This window comes from candidate division KSB1 bacterium, assembly GCA_034506255.1.
Taxonomy (GTDB): Bacteria; Zhuqueibacterota; Zhuqueibacteria; order Zhuqueibacterales; family Zhuqueibacteraceae; genus Coneutiohabitans; species Coneutiohabitans thermophilus.
In genome coordinates this window covers 17,312-35,062 of record JAPDPX010000014.1, presented here as the reverse complement: position 1 = coordinate 35,062, position 17,751 = coordinate 17,312, and the positions used below count along the sequence as shown (strand labels likewise).

15 protein-coding genes are annotated in these 17,751 nt (G+C 60.3%); all 15 read right to left on the bottom strand.

What is annotated here, in order from left to right:
• Positions 1-2,166: a T9SS type A sorting domain-containing protein gene (locus ONB52_21260; GenBank protein ID MDZ7418662.1), complete on the bottom strand. Its 2,166-nt coding sequence runs from the start codon at positions 2,164-2,166 to the stop codon at positions 1-3.
• 355 nt (positions 2,167-2,521) lie between these two features.
• The gene (locus ONB52_21255; protein MDZ7418661.1) at positions 2,522-3,352 is read right to left on the bottom strand and encodes a hypothetical protein; all 831 of its coding nucleotides are present in this window, start codon (positions 3,350-3,352) and stop codon (positions 2,522-2,524) included.
• The gene (locus ONB52_21250) at positions 3,349-4,926 is read right to left on the bottom strand and encodes a serine/threonine protein kinase (protein ID MDZ7418660.1); all 1,578 of its coding nucleotides are present in this window, start codon (positions 4,924-4,926) and stop codon (positions 3,349-3,351) included. The genes ONB52_21255 and ONB52_21250 overlap by 4 nt, the downstream gene beginning before the upstream one ends.
• Before the next feature lie 16 nt (positions 4,927-4,942).
• Positions 4,943-6,403, bottom strand: a complete 1,461-nt coding sequence (locus ONB52_21245) for a sigma 54-interacting transcriptional regulator (protein ID MDZ7418659.1) — start codon at positions 6,401-6,403, stop codon at positions 4,943-4,945.
• Positions 6,404-6,412: 9 nt separating this feature from the next.
• A complete protein-coding gene (locus ONB52_21240) occupies positions 6,413-7,420 on the bottom strand; it encodes a hypothetical protein (GenBank protein MDZ7418658.1) in 1,008 nt (335 codons plus the stop codon).
• Between the two features lie 27 nt (positions 7,421-7,447).
• Positions 7,448-9,157 carry a bifunctional sulfate adenylyltransferase/adenylylsulfate kinase gene (locus ONB52_21235; protein ID MDZ7418657.1) on the bottom strand — a complete coding sequence of 570 codons (1,710 nt, stop codon included), beginning with the start codon at positions 9,155-9,157 and terminating at the stop codon, positions 7,448-7,450.
• Positions 9,158-9,319: 162 nt separating this feature from the next.
• Positions 9,320-9,994: a hypothetical protein gene (locus tag ONB52_21230; GenBank protein MDZ7418656.1), complete on the bottom strand. Its 675-nt coding sequence runs from the start codon at positions 9,992-9,994 to the stop codon at positions 9,320-9,322.
• A gap of 79 nt (positions 9,995-10,073) precedes the next feature.
• Positions 10,074-10,310 (bottom strand): hypothetical protein, encoded by a 237-nt coding sequence (locus ONB52_21225; GenBank protein ID MDZ7418655.1) that lies wholly within the window; start codon positions 10,308-10,310, stop codon positions 10,074-10,076.
• A gap of 175 nt (positions 10,311-10,485) precedes the next feature.
• Complete coding sequence (locus tag ONB52_21220; protein ID MDZ7418654.1) at positions 10,486-11,241, bottom strand: 4'-phosphopantetheinyl transferase superfamily protein; 756 nt, start codon at positions 11,239-11,241, stop codon at positions 10,486-10,488.
• A gap of 8 nt (positions 11,242-11,249) precedes the next feature.
• A complete protein-coding gene (locus ONB52_21215) occupies positions 11,250-12,026 on the bottom strand; it encodes a thioesterase domain-containing protein (GenBank protein MDZ7418653.1) in 777 nt (258 codons plus the stop codon).
• The gene (locus ONB52_21210; GenBank protein ID MDZ7418652.1) at positions 12,007-13,791 is read right to left on the bottom strand and encodes a choline/carnitine O-acyltransferase; all 1,785 of its coding nucleotides are present in this window, start codon (positions 13,789-13,791) and stop codon (positions 12,007-12,009) included. Before ONB52_21210 ends, ONB52_21215 begins: the two co-directional genes overlap by 20 nt.
• A 41-nt stretch (positions 13,792-13,832) precedes the next feature.
• Positions 13,833-14,558 carry a GAF domain-containing protein gene (locus ONB52_21205; protein ID MDZ7418651.1) on the bottom strand — a complete coding sequence of 242 codons (726 nt, stop codon included), beginning with the start codon at positions 14,556-14,558 and terminating at the stop codon, positions 13,833-13,835.
• 352 nt (positions 14,559-14,910) lie between these two features.
• The gene (locus ONB52_21200; protein MDZ7418650.1) at positions 14,911-15,144 is read right to left on the bottom strand and encodes an MbtH family protein; all 234 of its coding nucleotides are present in this window, start codon (positions 15,142-15,144) and stop codon (positions 14,911-14,913) included.
• Positions 15,145-15,245: 101 nt separating this feature from the next.
• Positions 15,246-16,601, bottom strand: coding sequence for an MFS transporter (locus tag ONB52_21195; protein ID MDZ7418649.1), 1,356 nt, complete (start codon positions 16,599-16,601; stop codon positions 15,246-15,248).
• On the bottom strand, positions 16,598-17,746 hold the full coding sequence (locus tag ONB52_21190) for a sulfotransferase (GenBank protein ID MDZ7418648.1): 1,149 nt from the start codon (positions 17,744-17,746) through the stop codon (positions 16,598-16,600). The genes ONB52_21195 and ONB52_21190 overlap by 4 nt, the downstream gene beginning before the upstream one ends.
• Between the last annotated feature and the right edge of the window lie 5 nt (positions 17,747-17,751).

Sequence of the window (17,751 nt, the reverse complement as noted above, 5' to 3'; positions counted from 1 at the left end):
CTACTGGAGCAACACGACTGCCCTGGTTTGCATGCCATCAGCAGTGGTCAGCCGGAAGAAATACAAACCGGGTGCGACGGCACGGCCGGCATCATCGCGGCCCTGCCACTGAAACCGGGTGCTCCCCTGCGGCAGCAAGCCGTGATGCAGCGTCGCCACCTTTTGTCCCATCACGTTGTAGATCGTCACTGTGGCGCTTTCGCGGCGTGCCATCTCAACGGTGATGGTGGTGACAGGTTTGAAGGGATTCGGATAGGCCTGCTGCAAACGATGGCTGCGGATCACCCCGGCGTTGCCGTCCTCGGTCACACCCGTCGGCACCAGGCTGATCTCCAGCCCGCTGCGGAACAAGCCGGTGGACTCGTCGACTTCAACGACGCGCGTGGCATCGTTGTAGCCCATGGACGTGACCCGGATCTCATACTGGCCGTAGGTTTCGATGGGCAGCTCGAATGCGCCATCGGCATCGGCATAAGCGGCGGCAAACCAGTCAGCCGACCCGTTTTTCCTCACATAAACAGTTGCCCCCATTCCCTGCCCCGCCGCCTTCGGGCGGCCGGGGAGCCACACCATACCACGCAACCAGCCCAGCACGGTCTGCCGGTTGCGTTTGGCCAGCACGAAATCGATGCCGCTTTTATCCCCGTTCATCACCAGCACATCGGCTTCCCGGAACGAGAATTTATTGTCATAGAACTCCGGCAGGTAGGCGGGTGCGCCCCACGCCTGCAGAATCACGTGGGTGCCCGCGGGGAAACCCTCGATCTTGTAGAAGCCGGTGTCATCCGTGCTGGCGAATTTCACGCCGGCGGTGGAATAAGCGATCACTACGCCACAGGAAAACGGCCGGCCGTCCTCTCCCTGCACTTTTCCGGAAATGCTGTAACCGGGTTGGGCAATGATCCTGGTGAGTGAAAAATTGATGCCGGTGAGGTTTTCGCCGGCTTTGACGACGATCGGGGTGGCGGTCAGGAAGCTGGGCTGGTTGTCGTAGAATTCCAGGAAATAGCCGTCCTGATAAGCCGAGCCGATCAGGGGAACCTGATCGAAAAAGGTGTAGCCGGTGAAGGAATAGTTGCCGTTGCCATCGGTGCGCACGACATGCCGGCTCGCCAGACTGTCGCCATAATGAACGTTGTAGCCGATGAACGTGACAAAGGCACCGGCCAGCGGAGCGCCTGAGCCTTCTTCCACCACCTGTCCGGAGATGGTGAAGGCGGCCAGCGCGCCGACAGGCGGCAGGCGAAAGTCGATACCGGTGGCGTCATTGATGGTGATGTCCACCGGAGTCGCCTGCTGCGGTGAGGTCACGCCGTCATAATAAACGGTGTAAAGCGTTCCATCCAGATAAGCATCACAACGCACGATATACTTGCCGGGCGGGGCTTTGAGTTGGTAGCTGCCATCGGCGGCGGGGCGATCCGCCGAGATGATCCCGGTGGTCAGCGAGTGCGCAGTAACCACGACCCACTTGTAGTCCCCGCTGTTGCTCACCCGGCCGGCAATTGTCTTGAACAGGGGACGGGGAGTGAGTTCGATTCTCACATTGGCAGTGTCGCCTGCGCCGACAAAAATCGGCGAGCTCCAGAAGGGCAGATAATCATCCGTGCCGCGCAGGAAGATGAAGTAACTCCCCGGCACCACTTTGACACTGAAATTGCCCTGGTCATCGGTGGTGTCACGGTAGACGGCGGCCTTGGGATCCCAGTCTTGGCCCTGGTATGGCGGGGTGGTGCTGTTGATCTTGTAGAGAAAGAGTTCAACGCCGGCGACGCCCCGGCCCGCCAGAGATACGTTACCGCTGATGACGGCATTCAAATCCTGCCGCACCAGTTGCACGTCGACAATGACATGCTGGCCGAGATCGACTTTGATGTGGGGAATCGTCACTGGTTTGAAAAAAGCGGTATCGACGGTGGAGAGCATGTAGGTTCCCGGTGCCAGCAAAGTGGAATAGTAACCTGCGCTGTCGGTTATGGCGGCATACCTGCCGGGGCCGGGTCCTGGGCCCTCACGCAAAAGGAGCAGGGGGAAATTCGGCACGGGCGTGCTGTCCGCTGCCACCATGACATGCCCCGAGAGGCGCGGCAGCACCTGCGCCGAGGCCGGCCAGATTGCCAGCAGCAGCAGCAGCCCACACCATCGCAATTGTCTTCGCATTTGCATGTCGTCCTCCATGAAATGAAGTTTATCCATTTTTCTCTCAGAATCATCCGCGTGCCCAATGGCACTCTCTGACCGGCCGGGGCAAATTGCATTGCCGCCATCGTTGTTCATGGCGGGGCGGCAAGATATTGCGTTGGAGAAGAGCTCGCTTCAACTGGCCGGCACGAACCAAGCATACAATCTCAACAACCGTGCCGGCGGGCCCAAAACAATGCGAGACAACATGCCATCAGTGTAAGTGATTGACTGCCATATGGTTCACTGCAGGCAGCATCAGCCTGGGAAAACTGATTTCCGACCGCGCGTGTGTTTCGACCTACGCAAAAAATGCATAGTGGCGAAAAAGATTCCAATCTCACCAGCTCTTGTTGAGGTGCAGCAGGAGCTGTGGCGCCGAGGGCTCATAAGCGAGAGCAACTGCGACACTCCGATTTGCGCGGGAGTGCAGGTCGTACAGGGCCAAGACACTGAGCAGTCCGTATCCCGCCATGAGGGCGTTACGCCGTTTGTAGGCGGCATTGTACCTGGCATAAAGGCGGTCATAATCGGCTTCGCCGGTGGCGCGCAAATACTCCCGCTCGCGCACACGGGTCTGCCTGGCATAATGGAGAATGCCGCCGAGCACCGCCAATGAGGCGGCAGAGAACACCAAACCTTTTTTGTTGTGCCTGGCGAGCAGATGACCACTGCCGGGGAGCACCAGCGAGGCGAGCAGGTACTCCGTCCGCAATGCCACTCGCGGTTGCGACCACATCACCTGGCTGGAATCCTGTGGTAGTGCACGGCCGTGGGGCTGGCGCGCAGCCCGGCGCCGGCTGTGCGCATAGAATTCGATGATTTTGGGTGAAGTGATTCTGGCATCCGGCTCAAAGGTGGGTGAAAGCGCCACCATATCATCCGCCAGCCGGCGGGCCTGAACGGTATCCTGCAGCGCATAGGCGGCATTGAGCATGTACTCCAACACACGCAGACGATCGACAAGCGACAGCGCTTCCTGTGCCAGAGTGGCACGGCCGTTGGTCAGCACCCGTTCATATGCGAAGGCTTTGAGCTCTGCTTCCAGCGCCGGCAGGGCAGCTGCCTGACCGGCTGCTTCACCGATCCAGGTGAGCAACACCACGGCAGCGGACAGCAGGAGCACACCCGCGCCATGCCGGCCGTGTCTGTCTGTTTTCTCGAGGTTCACGATTTTTCTCGCAGGACGATTTTCATTACGATCCGGCTCCGGCCGTCCCAGGCAAGGGTATCCACCCAGGTTTGATAAAAAGGATTTTCCACCCGCACGAGCTGGCGGCGGCGGCGATCGAACAGCAAAGGCGAGGGCAGCGGCGTCGTCCCGGCGTATGCGTCATCCACGAACACCTCGCCCCAGGGCGTGACTTGCAACTCCACCTGGAAAAACAGCGAATCGAGATTGAATCCGAATTCGTAGGCGGTATTCGGCAGAACCACAATCGAGTCGTGCCAGACCGGATAGGCGGGATGGTGGAGTGACAACTGATAATGGCCGGGCGCCACGGCCAGCGCTGCGGTCATCGGGGTGGTTTCCACATGGCGGTTGTTCAGGAATATTTTGCACCAGGGCCAGGTTTTGATGAGCAAACTGGCAGGCGTGTCTGCTTGCGAGCCGCGTTCGGCTAAGGCTGGCGAAGTGGCCACGGCCGCCGGCTTTTCCGCAACCGCAGCGCCTTCCCGGGTTGCATCAACAGCTTTTCCGGGGAAAGTGGATTCCCGGGAGAAGCTCGTCTTCTCCGCATGGTTACCGGCCGAGGCCGGCGTGGAATCCGGTTGAACGGTCGGCAGGGCGGTGTGCGGCCCGGCCGGCGCACTGGCGCCGGGGTGTTCACGGGAAAGATTCCAAATGAGCAGGAACAACAGAGCGATTGCTGCTGCAACCAGCGTGGCGCCGGTCGCCCATCTTTTCGGGCTGGAGAGGGCGCGCGCTTCACCGGCAGGAGGCGAAAGACCGGCGGCATGATGATCGATGATTCTGACGATTTCTTGCGCGTCCTGCGGCCGGTCACCGGGTTCCTTTTGCAAAAGCTGAGCGATGAGATCGGCAAACCAGGCGGGCAAATCCGGATTCAGCCGGCCGGCCGGCTGGGGCTGATGCGAGAGAATTTTCGCAAAGATCTCCCCGTAATGCGTTGCCTCGAAGGGATGGGTACCGGTCGCGACCTGATAGAAAATGATGCCCAGCGCAAAGACATCGCTGCGCGGGGTGAACGGCAGATTGTTGATCTGCTCGGGCGACAGGTAGAGTGGCGTGCCGACCAGGCCGCCGTCGAGTGTCACGTGTTTGAGAGAGTGATGCCAGGCCACGCCAAAATCGGTGAGCTTGACCCGGGCGCTGCGCGCAATCAGAATGTTTTCAGGTTTGAGATCGCGATGAATGTAACCGTGGGCGTGCACGATGGCAACACAGGCGGCGATGCGGCGTGCCAGCGCGACGATCTCCGCCGCGGTCAGGCGGTGGGTTTGCAAATACTCGGAGAGATTGTACCCGTCGACGTATTCCAGGCTGAGGTAGAATTTGCCCTCCACTTCGCCGTAGTCGTAAACCGCGACGATGGCCTCGCTGGCGAGGGCCGCGACGATGCGCGCCTCCCGCTCGAAACGCTGCACCACTGTCGCGTCGCCGCCACTGTAGACCTTGAGCACACACTTGCGGCCGAGCACCCTGTGCTCAGCGAGGTAAACGCTGGTGGTGCCGCGCCGGGACAGGGTGCGCAGAATCCGATAATTGCCCAGGCTATCCATGCAATTGCCTCCGCTGCTAAAATCCCAGCTCCTTGGCCTTGGCCTGCAGCGAGCGCAGGGAGATGCCGAGGCTTCTCGCGGCCCGGGTTTTGTTGCCCTTGAATTCCTGCAGGCGCGCGAGGATGAGTTTGTTCTTGTATTCCTCCAGCGTGCCGGTGAAAGGGGGCTCCAGCTCGTCGAATTGGATGTCGTCGCTCTCGATCACCTCGCCATTGGCCAGCACCGCCGCGCGTTTGACGATGTTTTCCAGTTGTCGGACGTTGCCGGGCCAGTCGTAGGCCATCAGCTTTTTCAGGGCCGCGGGGCTGAAGCGCAGTTGGCGCCCGGACTTTTGCCGCTGCAGGAAATGGTTGAGCAGCAGGGGAATGTCCGCTTTGCGCTCGCGCAGGGGCGGCACGACAATGCTGATCACATTCAGACGGTAATACAAATCTTCGCGGAACTGCCCGCTCTTGACCAGCGCCACCAGATCCTTGTTGGTTGCCGCCAGAATGCGCACATCGACCCGGCGCACGGTGTTCTCCCCCAGGCGCTTGATCTCCTGGTTTTGCAACACGCGCAGCAGTTTGATTTGCAGCTCGATGCTGAGCTCGCCGATTTCGTCGAGAAAAAGCGTGCCGCCGTTGACCGCTTCAAAGATCCCGATTTTGTCGGTGTGCGCGCCGGTGAAGGCGCCGCGCTTGTAGCCGAACAGTTCGCTCTCCAGAATCGTGGCGGGAATGTTGCCGATGTACTGGGCCAGGAATGGTTTGTCCTTGCGCGCGCTGAGATTGTGAATGGCCTGCGCCACCAGATCCTTGCCCGTGCCATTCTCTCCCATGATAATCACCGGAACATCCGCCGCCGACACTTTGCTGATCAGCTCGAACAGGCGCTGCATCGGCGGGGACTCGCCCACGATGGCGGGAATCTGAAACACCCGTGCCATCTGATGGCGCAGCACGACATTTTCGCGCTTGATCTCCTGGCTGCGCAGCATCTGCTCCAGCGCCAGCGAGGCGATCGGAGCAAACAAAGAAAGAAACTGGCAGGTCGATTCGTTGAAACGCTGCCGGCTGCGGCGGCTGTCGAAATAGACGATCCCGTAAACCCGCCCCTGGATGATGAGCGGGAAAGCGAGCACGGCGTGAATTTCATTGAGCACCACGCTTTGCCGCGCCTGATAATCTTCCTCCGCCTGCACATCGAAGGAGAGCACCGCGTCCCGACTTTCCACCACCCGGCGAAAAACCGTCTGGGAGAACGCCACAGCCGAGGGGTCCTGGGGGGGCAGGGTCTTGCACTTCCTGGGCGTGAAGCTGTCCTGCACGGCATCATAGTGAACAAAGGCGCCGACCTCCGCGCTGGTTTCCTGCATCAGTTCCGACAGCATCGCATCGAGAATATCCTCTTCGTCGGTCCTGGCGGCCAGCATGCTGGTCAGACGCTGAATGAGCTGCAATTGCTCGGGGCGGAGCTTGTCATAGGCACTTTTCATGGCACAGCCTCATTTGAAATACTGAAAACTGACGGCATTCGACTCGCCACGATTGCCCAGCCTGTCTTCCACCTGCAGGATCCACAAATACCACCCGGGCGCGAGTGCCGACAGGATGTCGGGGTCTTCGAGCAGGAAGCTCTCCTGGGTTGCAGGCAGCGGCCCGAAGTCAGCAATCCGCAGCGGGCTGGCCTCCAGCCGGAAAAGAACGATGCGGTAAAAATGTTCGTAGGGCAGCGTCAGCCGCTCCCAGGTAAACAGAATGCTGCCGGATTCCGGCCGATCCAGGTTGGGGAGCAGCGGCCGGAGCGTCTGGGTGATGACGCGGCGCACGGAATAGGGTGCAAAGACGAGACTGTCCTGATTGAGGTTTTTCACCACCAGGGCAAAGTCCAGGGTGGGCAGCTCTTCGTTTGAAATATTTCCGGGGAGCTTGCCAATATTGAAGCGGGTGGAGTAGGTCTCGGTGAGCGGGTCATCCAGTTGCAGCGCGGCGCTGAAGGTGCCTGACTGCAAACGCAGCGTGACCGTTTGAATGTCGGCACGGCCATCGGCGTCGTGAATCCCGGCCTCCATGCCGACATAGGTGAGGTCGCCGGAGTTGTCGCGGATGGAGTAGATGCGCGCTGCCGTCACCTGCGGCTCGGCATTGAGATAGACCTCCCAGGCATTGTCCACGCCGGCGGCGCGGCAACGCACCGTCGTGGCAAAATAGCCGGAACGGCTGGCGGTGATCAACAGCGTATCGCGATAAGGGTGTGACCATTTCACCATGCCGTTGGCATCGGTGATGCCGAGCAATTGCAGACGGTCTTCCCGCACCACCACTTCACTGAGGCCCTGGTTGGGAGGATACAGCCGGCGCACAGTGATGGTGGAGCGGGCTTGTGCGCGATAGTTTTCCGCCCGTGGATCGAAAGGGTTTTGGCGCGGCGCGTCACAGGCCAGCAGCCCGAGCAGCAGGCTGGGAAAGGCCCACGCCGCCGTTCGGGAGAAGGTGAAGTTGATGCCGTTCATGGCAAAACGAAAAACTGCGAACGCCTCTCAGGCGCGCACGAATCCTTTGTGAATGAGGTGGGTCAGAATCCGGCGGGCATTTTCCTCCGCCGAGTGCGTGAGCGTGTCGAGCGTGATCTCGGGGTGCAGGGGCGGCTCATAAGGGTCGTCGATGCCGGTGAATTCCTTGATTTCACCCCGCCGGGCTTTGGCATACATGCCCTTGATATCCCGCTGTTCGCAAACCGCCAGCGGCGTATCAACAAACACTTCGATGAATTGTTCCGCACCCACCATGTTGCGCACGTCGTTGCGCGTGGTCCGGTAGGGACTCACGGCGGCGACGATCACCACCCCGCCATGGCGCACGATTTCCGCCGCCACGAAACCGATGCGGCGGATGTTGGTATCACGGTCTTCCTTGCTGAACCCCAATCCTTTGGAGAGATGGGTGCGGACCACGTCGCCGTCGAGCAGGGTAATCTGGCGGCCCTTTTCGAGCAAGAGCACGGTGAGCACCTCCGCCGTAGTGGATTTGCCAGCGCCGCTCAAACCGGTAAACCAAATGCAAACCCCCTGGCGATGGCGCGGTGGATACGTTTCCGAGAGAATCTCGGCCACTTCGGGGCGGGTGAACCAGTCCGGCAGGGCTTTGCCGCGATTCAGATATTCCTCCCGCACCTGCGTGCCGGAGAGTGAAATCGTACGGCGCCGGGCGCCAATCTTGTCGACTTCCTCGTAGCGCCCTTCGTCGGGCAGGAACACCAATTCGCGGAAGGGCACCATGCCGACGCCCAATTCCTCACTGTGACGGCGAACCAGCTCCTGGGCATCGTAGGGACCGTAGAAAGGTTTGCCGGTGGAATCATTGCCCGGGCTGGCGTGATCACGACCGACAATTAGAAAATTGGCGCCGTGATTGCGGCGAATGATGGCATGCCACAGGGCTTCGCGCGGCCCGGCCAGGCGCATCGCCAGCGGCAGCAGCGCCAGCAGGGTGCGGTCGGGATCATAATAGCGCTCGACCAGCGTCTTGTAGGTGCGCACACGGGTGAAGTGATCGACATCGCCCGGTTTGGTCATCCCCACCACCGGATGCAGCAGCAAAACACCGTTGACTTCCGCTGCCGCCCGTTTGGTCAATTCCTCGTGGGCGCGATGCAGCGGGTTGCGGGTCTGAAAGGCGACCACGTTGCGGCGGCCCAACTTCTCCAGACGGGTGCGCGTTTGCGCCGGGCTCAGCCGCAAACTCTGAAAATCATACTGCGCGGGAAGCTGCACCACCTGCAGCGGGCCGGAAATGTTGAGTTTGCCCCAGCGATGCATTTCCGCCACCAGGGGATGGCGCAGATCGGTGGAGCCAAACACCCGCTGCGCCACTTCCGCCAGATCCCAGGGATAAATCTCCGCAATGCTCATCACCGCTAGCAGCTCGTTTTTCGCGTTGCGCAGGGCAATGCGGTGGTCGAGTTTGATCGCCGGCCCCGCTTCCACCGGCAGGGTGATGGGAATCGGAAAGAGCCTGCCGTTGCTCAACCGCATTTCATGAACCACGCGCTCGTAGTCGGCACGGCCCATGAAGCGATCGAGCGGGGAAAAACCGCCGGTTGCCAGCAGGGTCAGATCACAAACCGAGCGTTCGGAGATTTGGATTGCGGGAAGCTGTGCCGCGCGGGCCCGCAGTTCCTCCCGTTGCTCAGGGTTCACCATCAAGTCCACCAGTTTGCCGCCATAGGGAGGAATGAGCAGTGCAGCCATGATTTTTTCTTTTTCCTTTCCTGAATATTTGAGAACATGCCTGCCAATTCAGCGGTCAGCGCCGGGTGTTTTACAAACCGCCCGCCGGCCGACCCGATTGGGGCGGGAGGCCGGCCAGCAGGCGGGAATTGGCAAACGCGGGAGGGAATTTGAACCGCGTTGTCAAAACGCCGCGCGCCAGTTCCCGGTGGGCTGATATTCCAGACTCTGGCTCGCGACCGTGGTCAAACGGTGATCTTCTGTGACCTTGGAATACACCACCATCATGCGGGCACCGGCAAATTCACTGCCTGACACCAGCTCGCCATCCGGCCTGCCAAAGGGCGCAATGCCGTTCGGCAGCCGGTCGACATCGATCCGGAATTCGAAGGTTTTGCCGGGATCAAAAAGATCGAACGTCAGGCGGATGGATTTGCTGCCGTCATTGACACCATGCCAACTGGTCATGCCGACATCCCAGCCGTCATCCGTGTAGAGCGGATAAAACCAGCCGACGCCGGCTCCCAGCGGGGTGATGTCGAAATAGGCACCGCCTTGTGATCCGCTCAGGTCAAGGATCAACTCGCTGATGCGAATGCCGGGATCAGAGGTATTCTTCACGGTAAAGACGGCGCAGGGCTTTCGTACGAGCACCTCGCTGCGAAAGGTACCGACGGCGGAGAGATTCGCCGCGGTCTCGTTTTGGATTTTTGCGTCCACCAGCGGCTGATCAAGGGTGACTTGATCAGGGGCGGTCAGACTTGCCGACTCTCCGCTGCAACCGATCGCACCGAGAGCCAGCGCCGCAAGTGCGAGCGTTGCCAGACACACTCTGGCATCTGTCCTTGAGGTAACCATGAGACATCCTCCTTGCTTGAAATGAACCAACAATGAGTGGGATGGGAATCGGAGGTGTTTACCAATGTCCTCAAGCGGGTCATTCCAAGGTGATTTCTTCGCCTGTCGCGTGCCGCGGCCACTCAATTTCGATGATACCGGGTTTGAGCAAGCGCACCTTGATTTCATCCTTTTGTACCGCAGGATTGATGCGGATGCGCAATTGATGGCGGCTTTCCGTGCGCTTATAATTGATGTTTTTGCGCCACCACCAGCCCGGGCCAAAGGGGAAAGGGCCGAAGGCAAACCCGAAATCATCCCAGTAATCTGCGCTCATGGTCAAAAACCTCTGGGTTGAGTCTTTGGAAAGACGGCCTGACACTTTGCCACCCGGCAGCGGAGCGTGCCGGCTTCGCCCCTGCCACCCTCGGCGACAAAAACCGGAGTGAGAGCGGCAATGTGTGCACTTGCCGGAATACTCAGCTCATATCGGAAAAATTTGCCATTGCCAATTAGACAGTCTGCTCCCGCCACTGCCAGCATTTGAGCCACTGCAGCTCCCCCTGCACGGCGAGTGCTGCAACGTACCCTTCGGCGGGGGTGAAGGCATGCAAGGACCACGGGGCCAGCTCCCCGCCGGCTGGCGGATGGCGCAGCAGCCGCGCCGGTTCCCCCGGAGCACAGGTAACCTCGAATTGATCGAGCGGCAGCGACAGGCCCATGCCATTGGCTTTGATGAATGCCTCTTTGCGTGTCCAGCAATTGAAAAAAGCCAGCAGCCGCCCCTCCGCGGGAATCTGCCGCAGGACATTCACCTCCTGCGGCGTGAAAAAGCGTTGGGCCAACTGCAGGAGTTCCTGCACCGGGCGAACCTGCTCGACATCGACGCCGAGATTGCGATCACGTGCGACCGCGAAGAGCGCCAGTTCACCGGAATGCGAAAGATTGAACCGTACGGCCACGGCTGTCCGGTTGTCCTGCAATTCCGGTTTGCCATAAGCATTCCGGCCGAGCTGCAGGCCCGCCGGGTCGAGCTGCAGATAGGCTCCCAGAATCATCCTCATGGCGGCATGCGCAACGATGAAACGCCGCCGGTCTTTGTCAAAATAAAAACGTGCCGCTCTCTGTGTTTCACCGGCATCCAGCATCGCTTGCAATTGTTCCATCCGCGACGGCGGCAATTGCAGCCCGATACGCCAGACATGGACTTCACCATCAGCCAGCGCAGGGGCGGCGGGAGGCACCTCCCAGTCGACTGGATGGTTCATTTTTCCCCTCATCTCCCCGGTGCTTGTCCCGTCAGGCGCAGCAGCTCTTCCCGCATAATCTGCAGCAGCATGGGCGCAGCGGATTGCAAGAAGAAATGATCGCCGGGCAGGATATGCAAAGCGAAACCGGCACTCGTGTGCTCGCGCCAGGGTTCCAGCGTGGCGCGCGTGACATGGGGATCCTCCGCGCCGCCGAAAACCGTGATCGGACAGGCGAGCGGAGGACCCGGTTCACAGACATAAGTTTCGCAGACGGCGAAGTCGGCGCGCAGGATCGGCATCAAAAGCTGCATCAGCTCGGCGTGCTCCAGCACCTCCCCGGGCGTGCCGTTGAGACGGCGCAATTCGGCGATAAACTCCGCCTCGGGCAGCTTGTGCAGGGCGGGCATGGCATCCGGGAGGTGCGGCGCGGCACGCCCCGAGACAAAAAGATGCGACGGCAGGCGATCAGCTTGTCGGCGCAACCGCCGTGTGAGCTCGAAACTCAACAAGGCACCCATGCTGTGCCCGAAGAAGGCGAACGGCCGGTCCAGGTAGGGCAGCAAAGCCGGCAACGCGGCATCGATCATGGGCAGCAGCCGGGTGAAGAGCGGTTCGCGCAAGCGCGAACCGCGTCCGGGCAATTCCACCAGACAGGTTTCCACGGAGACGGGAAGCTGTTCCGGCCACGATCGAAAAATGATGCTGCCGGCCCCGGCGTAAGGGAAGCAAAACAAACGCAACGCCGCGCGGGGATTGGGCCGGGGCCGCACCACCCAGCTTGCACTAGGATTTCCTGCCAGCATGCACAATCAGGTTTTGAATGCGTTGCAAACTTTCACGGACTTCTGCAACCAGCTCCGCATTCGGAATCGTCCACCCCACCGCCGGCATCACGGTGATGACGATCTTTTCATCCATGATTTGATAATGCAGCCCGAAATACTTCACATAGGGCAACCGCACCCCGGGACGGCCAAACACGGGCACGGTCGGATAAATCTCCGGATGCGAGACCAGCACTTCGCGCGGCAACGGGCGATAGCAACCCAACAGCCGCAGGATTTTGACCGCAAGGGCGGCCACCAGCAGCACATACCATTTTTGCACGCCTTTGCGCGAGCGGAGAAACAGCGCCAGCAGGTCGTCAAACGGCAGAGCGTGTCGTGCTTTTCGACAAACCTCTTTCTGGGAATGAATGGCTTCATGCAGCAGCGTCATGGCACGGTCTGCCGCCATTGCTTCGCTGTCCATGGCTTCGACGAAGCGGATCACCTCCGGTGTCGTGACGACCGGGGTGGCCAAATCCATGCAGCGATAGCGGGACAGGCTGACAAACTGCGTGATGCGCACGATTTTTCCAGTCAGTCGCCTGGCCGCCATTTGCAATGCCAGAATGAACGCCGGCACCGCCTCCACATCATGCGCCAGAAAAAACTCCCTGCCCCAGCCGGGGATTTCAAACGTGGCCTGCTGGTTGTCGAGCACCGTGCGCAAATCCGCACTTCCCCGTCGCAGCCATTCCGGGGCAATACGCCACTGCAGCTCCGTCGCGGGGGCGAGGCTGCCCGCCTCCTGCCGTGTGTTCTGCGGCAGGGGCCAGGCTGCGGCGCGTTGCTGCAGCTCCGCCGCCGCGCGCGCCATCGTGTTGCCATCGAGATAGGCACTGAAATGACAAATCACACAAGCCTTGCCATTGCCGAAAACCACGAGCTGCATGCTGGCATGATGCCACCGGTTGACGAAATTGGTGCTGTGCGCCAGGAGGGCGGCTTCCGCAAGTGAGCCCGGCGCACTCTCCAAATCGAGGCACAAGGTCAAAAAACTGTGACGCAGCGCGGCCAGCGATTCGGCGTTGACCCGGATCTGTTGCAGCTGCGAGAAGGCTTTGATCTGAGTGGGGTGGTCGGCAGCAGACAGCACACCGGGAGCAGGCTCGTCGTTTCTGCGCCGCTGACGGCGGGCGGTGGCCGCCAACTGCTCCAGGGCGGTCAGCAGTTGTGCCATCGTGGTCTCCGTTCCCAAGTTCCCGACGCGCAATGAGTACAGGCGGCCGGCGACGGCCACGGTAATGGTCGTCACGTTCGTGCTTTTGAAAAGGCGCGCGCGTTTGTCTTCGATGATCATGCTGGTGGCGAAGAGATTGGGATATTGTCCCATTTCGAGCACCTGGTCACCGAGACGATCGGGTTCCAGACGGGCGGAGACGATGTCATCATACAGTGCGCGGGCCGCGAACAACAGGGTCGCGGCGCGCGTCAGGGCATCGGGATTCCGTGGATCATCCTGCAACGCCAGGGTGGCAGAAATCACCGGCGCAAAAAGATAGGCACCCCGCAATTCGCTGCGGCGCAGAATCGCTTCGAGCTGCCGGGGAAGCTGCCGATGAAAAGCACGAAAGCCCGTCAGGCTCATGGCCGCCTTCACGATCCCGCACGACACGCCTCCCAATTTCAGGCCCATCGCCTGCAATGATTCCCAGTCTTCGCAGGGCGGCAGGGGAATGAGAGGCGGTTGGGGATATCCGGCGATCGTCTCATAAACATCTTTTGTTCGTTCTTGCGCATACATTCGAGCCGATCTCCAGCTGGTTGTGCCGGAACACACATGGCTCACGCCTGCTTTTTGGTGCTGGCCCGGCGCAGGGCCTCGGTCAAATTTTCGATCAGCGCCGTGGCGACCATCAAAATCTGCTTCGTCTCAAAACCGGCCTTGCGCAATTCTTTGTAAAAAGCCCGGGCAACGATGTTCGCAACTTTCCCGGGAGTTTCGACGGCGGCCAAAATGGGCGTTCCCAGCACCGAGGGTGCCGCGGCTTCACCCCGGTTCGATGCGCCCGCCGGAGCAGCATAACGCGAAGCCAGCAGCTCGCGCATCCTCTGCGTTTCAACGGCAGCGCCAATATGCCGTGCCAGCAGCGCGAGCAGGGCCTCGTCGGCCATCAGCTTGCTCTGGCGCGCGTAAAGATAGCCGGCGATACGATGGCTGACCTGCACCGGCAGGACAAACTCCCGGGGATCGGGAGTGCCGGCAGCAGCGACAGGGAGCACATGCGCGCTGCCCCGTTCTGCGGCAGGATGCTGTCGGCGGTGTGCGGCGATCGCTTGCCCGACATGATTGACGAAATCATCCGTCGGCTTTGCGCCGCTACTCACCAGAACGCTGAAACCGGGCTTGCCCTCTGCCAGCCAGGCAATGGCACATTGCTGTACCTGGAAAAATTCGACCGCCAATTTTGCCGCCTCATCCAATAATGTCTTCACCCCGTCGTGGCGCTGGTAGAGGCGGTAGAACCCTTCCAGCAGAGGGTGCAGCCTTTTCGTCTCCGGCGGGTGCATTTTTCTCACCTGTAGTACAACAAGCTTTCCCCCGCGCCGGGAGCGCGCTCCCTTCGCAGGGAATCAACGACCTGGCTGTCCTGCTCGCGATGATGCCATTTCGCATCTTCCCCGGCATGGCGCAAACAAGTGCTGTGCGGTCTCCCCGCCCGCCCCGGAGCCGCGTCCAGAGAACAGCACTGCAACACCGGACCCACACTATCCTTGGCGGGCGGTTGCCTGTGCGAAAGAAAACAGTCCGGCGTTGCAGGGCGAGGCGGTCATGCCCGGAGACGAAGGGGCGGGGACCAGACAAAGCAGGAGGAACATCATGACTTCGTCAGCCCCGGCACTGTCGAGTCCCCCGTTGTGCTCATTGGTTCTGCGGCTGTTGCGCTGCTTCTTCCATTTTTTTCCGCAGGCTCAACGGCCGCATGTCCGTCCACACTTCTTTGATGTAGGCCAGACATTCCGCCTTGGTGCCGGTCTTGCCGACATCGCGCCAGCCGAGTGCGTTTTCGCGATCCGCCGGCCAGATCGAGTATTGCTCTTCATGATTGACGACGACTTTGTAGATCGTGCTGTCTTCGTTTTCATCGCGGACCATTTTGCTCTCCTTGAAAATAATGAGTGTGATGAGGTTTGCCGTTGTCTTGTCTGCAATATTTCGCAGCGCCGCCAGCCACCACGGCAGCCGGCATGGTGCAGTCAAACTGGCGACCGTGCTTCCGCCGGCGCCGGCGTGCCTTCGGCAGCCAGTTCACAGGCCAGGAATTCCCGTATCTCGCGGCGGGAGATGACAACCAGTGCCAGGACCAGCAGCGCACCACTGCAGGTCAAATAAATCAACGGAATGTTCTTTCCGGTCAAATCCGCAACCACCCCGGAAAGGCCCAAAGCCAGCGGCGTAATGCTGCCGGCGATGGTGCCGAGCAATCCGAAGATGCGACCCCGAATTTGGCTCGGCGTTGTCATTTGAATGAGGGTCGTGGTATTGATCGCAAAAAAGCCGCCGGCCGCACCGCTGAGAAAGGCCAGCGCCAATGCCGCCAGCGGCAGACGAACCACCGCCAGCAGGCCGTAAAACAGGGCGTCCAGGAGCATCACCAGCATCATCAAGCGGGCCCGCGTCCAGCCCGAGGGCCGGCACATCCCGGCGATCCCCGATCCCAGCAGCGAGCCCATGCCGAAGGCAGCCAGCAAAAAGCCATACCAATCAACTTTGACCTGGAGAAAATCCTCGACATAAAACGGCAGCAACAGCAGAATGGGCACCGAAAAGAAGTTGTTCACCGCCGAGACCATGACCAGCCCCTTCAGACCGGCAGTGTGCCAGACATACTGAAAGCCCTCGGCGAGGTCATGGCGAAATTCGCGCAGACGCTGCCGCCAGTTGCTGCTGGGTTTGCGCACCGGTTGCGGAATTGTGATGAAGGTCTCACTCACCGCCGAAAACAAAAAGGTCAGGCCATCGATCAAGAACAGGATCGGCGCGCCCAGCAGCCGGTAAAGCGTTCCCCCCAATCCCTGCCCGATGAAAAGGGTGAATTGCTCTGAGAACTGGCCCATCGAGTTTGCCGCCGCCAGCCGTTCCCTGGGCACCAGATCTGGAATGGCGGCGGAAATCGCCGGGGCAAAGAACGATGAAATGACCGCCAGTACAATCGAGACGACAAACAGCCAAACAATCGCCAGCCCGGTGGCGCCGGGTGCCAGGAGAAGCAGGAAGGCCAGCGACAAGACGGCAAGTCCGGCAAACAGATCACACAGAATGATGATGTTGCGGCGCGAGTAACGGTCGGCGATGGCGCCGCCAACCGAGATCAACAGCAGCGCCGGAATGCTCGACACCATCGAGATGAAGCCCATGAGTGTCGCCGAACCGGTGGTGTGCTTCAGCCAAAAGAGCAGCGCGACGTTGAAGGCCTGATTGCCCAGGCGGCTGACAAATTGCCCCTGCCACAGCAGCAAATAATTCTTGCTCCACAGCCGGGCGGGTTTGCCCACCTCGGCCTCTACAACCGGAGGCACCGGCGTTGTTGAAATGCAGGTGTGATCGCTCATGTCTTCATCATGTTGGTGCGTTTGCTGCCGTCGTCATTGATGCGAAGCGAGTTGGCCGGCACCCCGTCAGTGGCATAGCCCCAGGTGGCGAAGCTTCGCCACCAGGCCTCAACGATTCGCTGGCGCAGTGGTTCGGCCAGGGGAACATGTTTGTTCTTGCGATAATCGCGCCGTGCTTGCACATAAGCCTGCATTTTGGGCGCCACTGCGTCGAAGCCGGGCAACCGCAACTGCGCATAAATCTGCTGGACCTGTCCGAGTGGATCGCGCTCCAACTCCGCAAAAGCGATTTCACAAAAGCGGCCGGCGGGAATCAGGTCGCGCTCCTCGAAAAAGGCCTCGTACATGGCGGCATAGCGTCGCAGAATCCCGGCATCGATGCGCGTCGGATCGGGCCGTTGCAAATGCGAGGCCGCCGCCGCCTTGTCATACAGCGCGCGGGTCGACTGAAACACGACAAAGGGATCGCGATGGATGTGCACGAAGCGCGCCTCGGGAAACATTTCCAGCAGCAGCTTGAGACGGGCCGTGTGAGGCGGCGATTTCAAGACCAGCGGCCGGCTGCCATAGCGCCAGGAGAGCTTCATTAAAAACTTCATAAAAGCAGCCTTCCATCTGGCGAGGTCATCGTCTGACGCCTCGCGAAAGGTCAGGAAGCGATCATAATAGGCTTCATTGCGCGGGAACGACCACGCCAGCATGGGCGAGCGCAAGCTGGCGACCGCAAGCGCCGATTCATCCTCACCCGGACTGCGAAAACCGACGCGCATGGCATCCATCGGCCGCTGCTCGGTATCGGCCTGCGCCAGCGCTTTTTCGATGATCGCCTCGCGACAGAGAAAGGTGTGCGGATGCGACACCTGAAACAGGTTGGCATAGGCAAACTGTTCGTCCAGCGCGAGCAGTTCATGCAGCAGTGTCGTGCCGCTGCGCCAATGGCCGAGAATGAACAGCGGCGGTTTGATTTCCGCCCGTTTGACCTCGGCACCGTACTCCTGCTCTTCGCGACGCTGATCGCGTGTATTGGCCAGGCTCATCATCGTCACCGCCAGCGCACGGTTCCAATATTGCGGCGCGATGGCAAAGTTGTTCTCCCGCAACAACCGCAACCAATCTTCACGGGTGATTCCAATCAAAGCATCCACAAAAT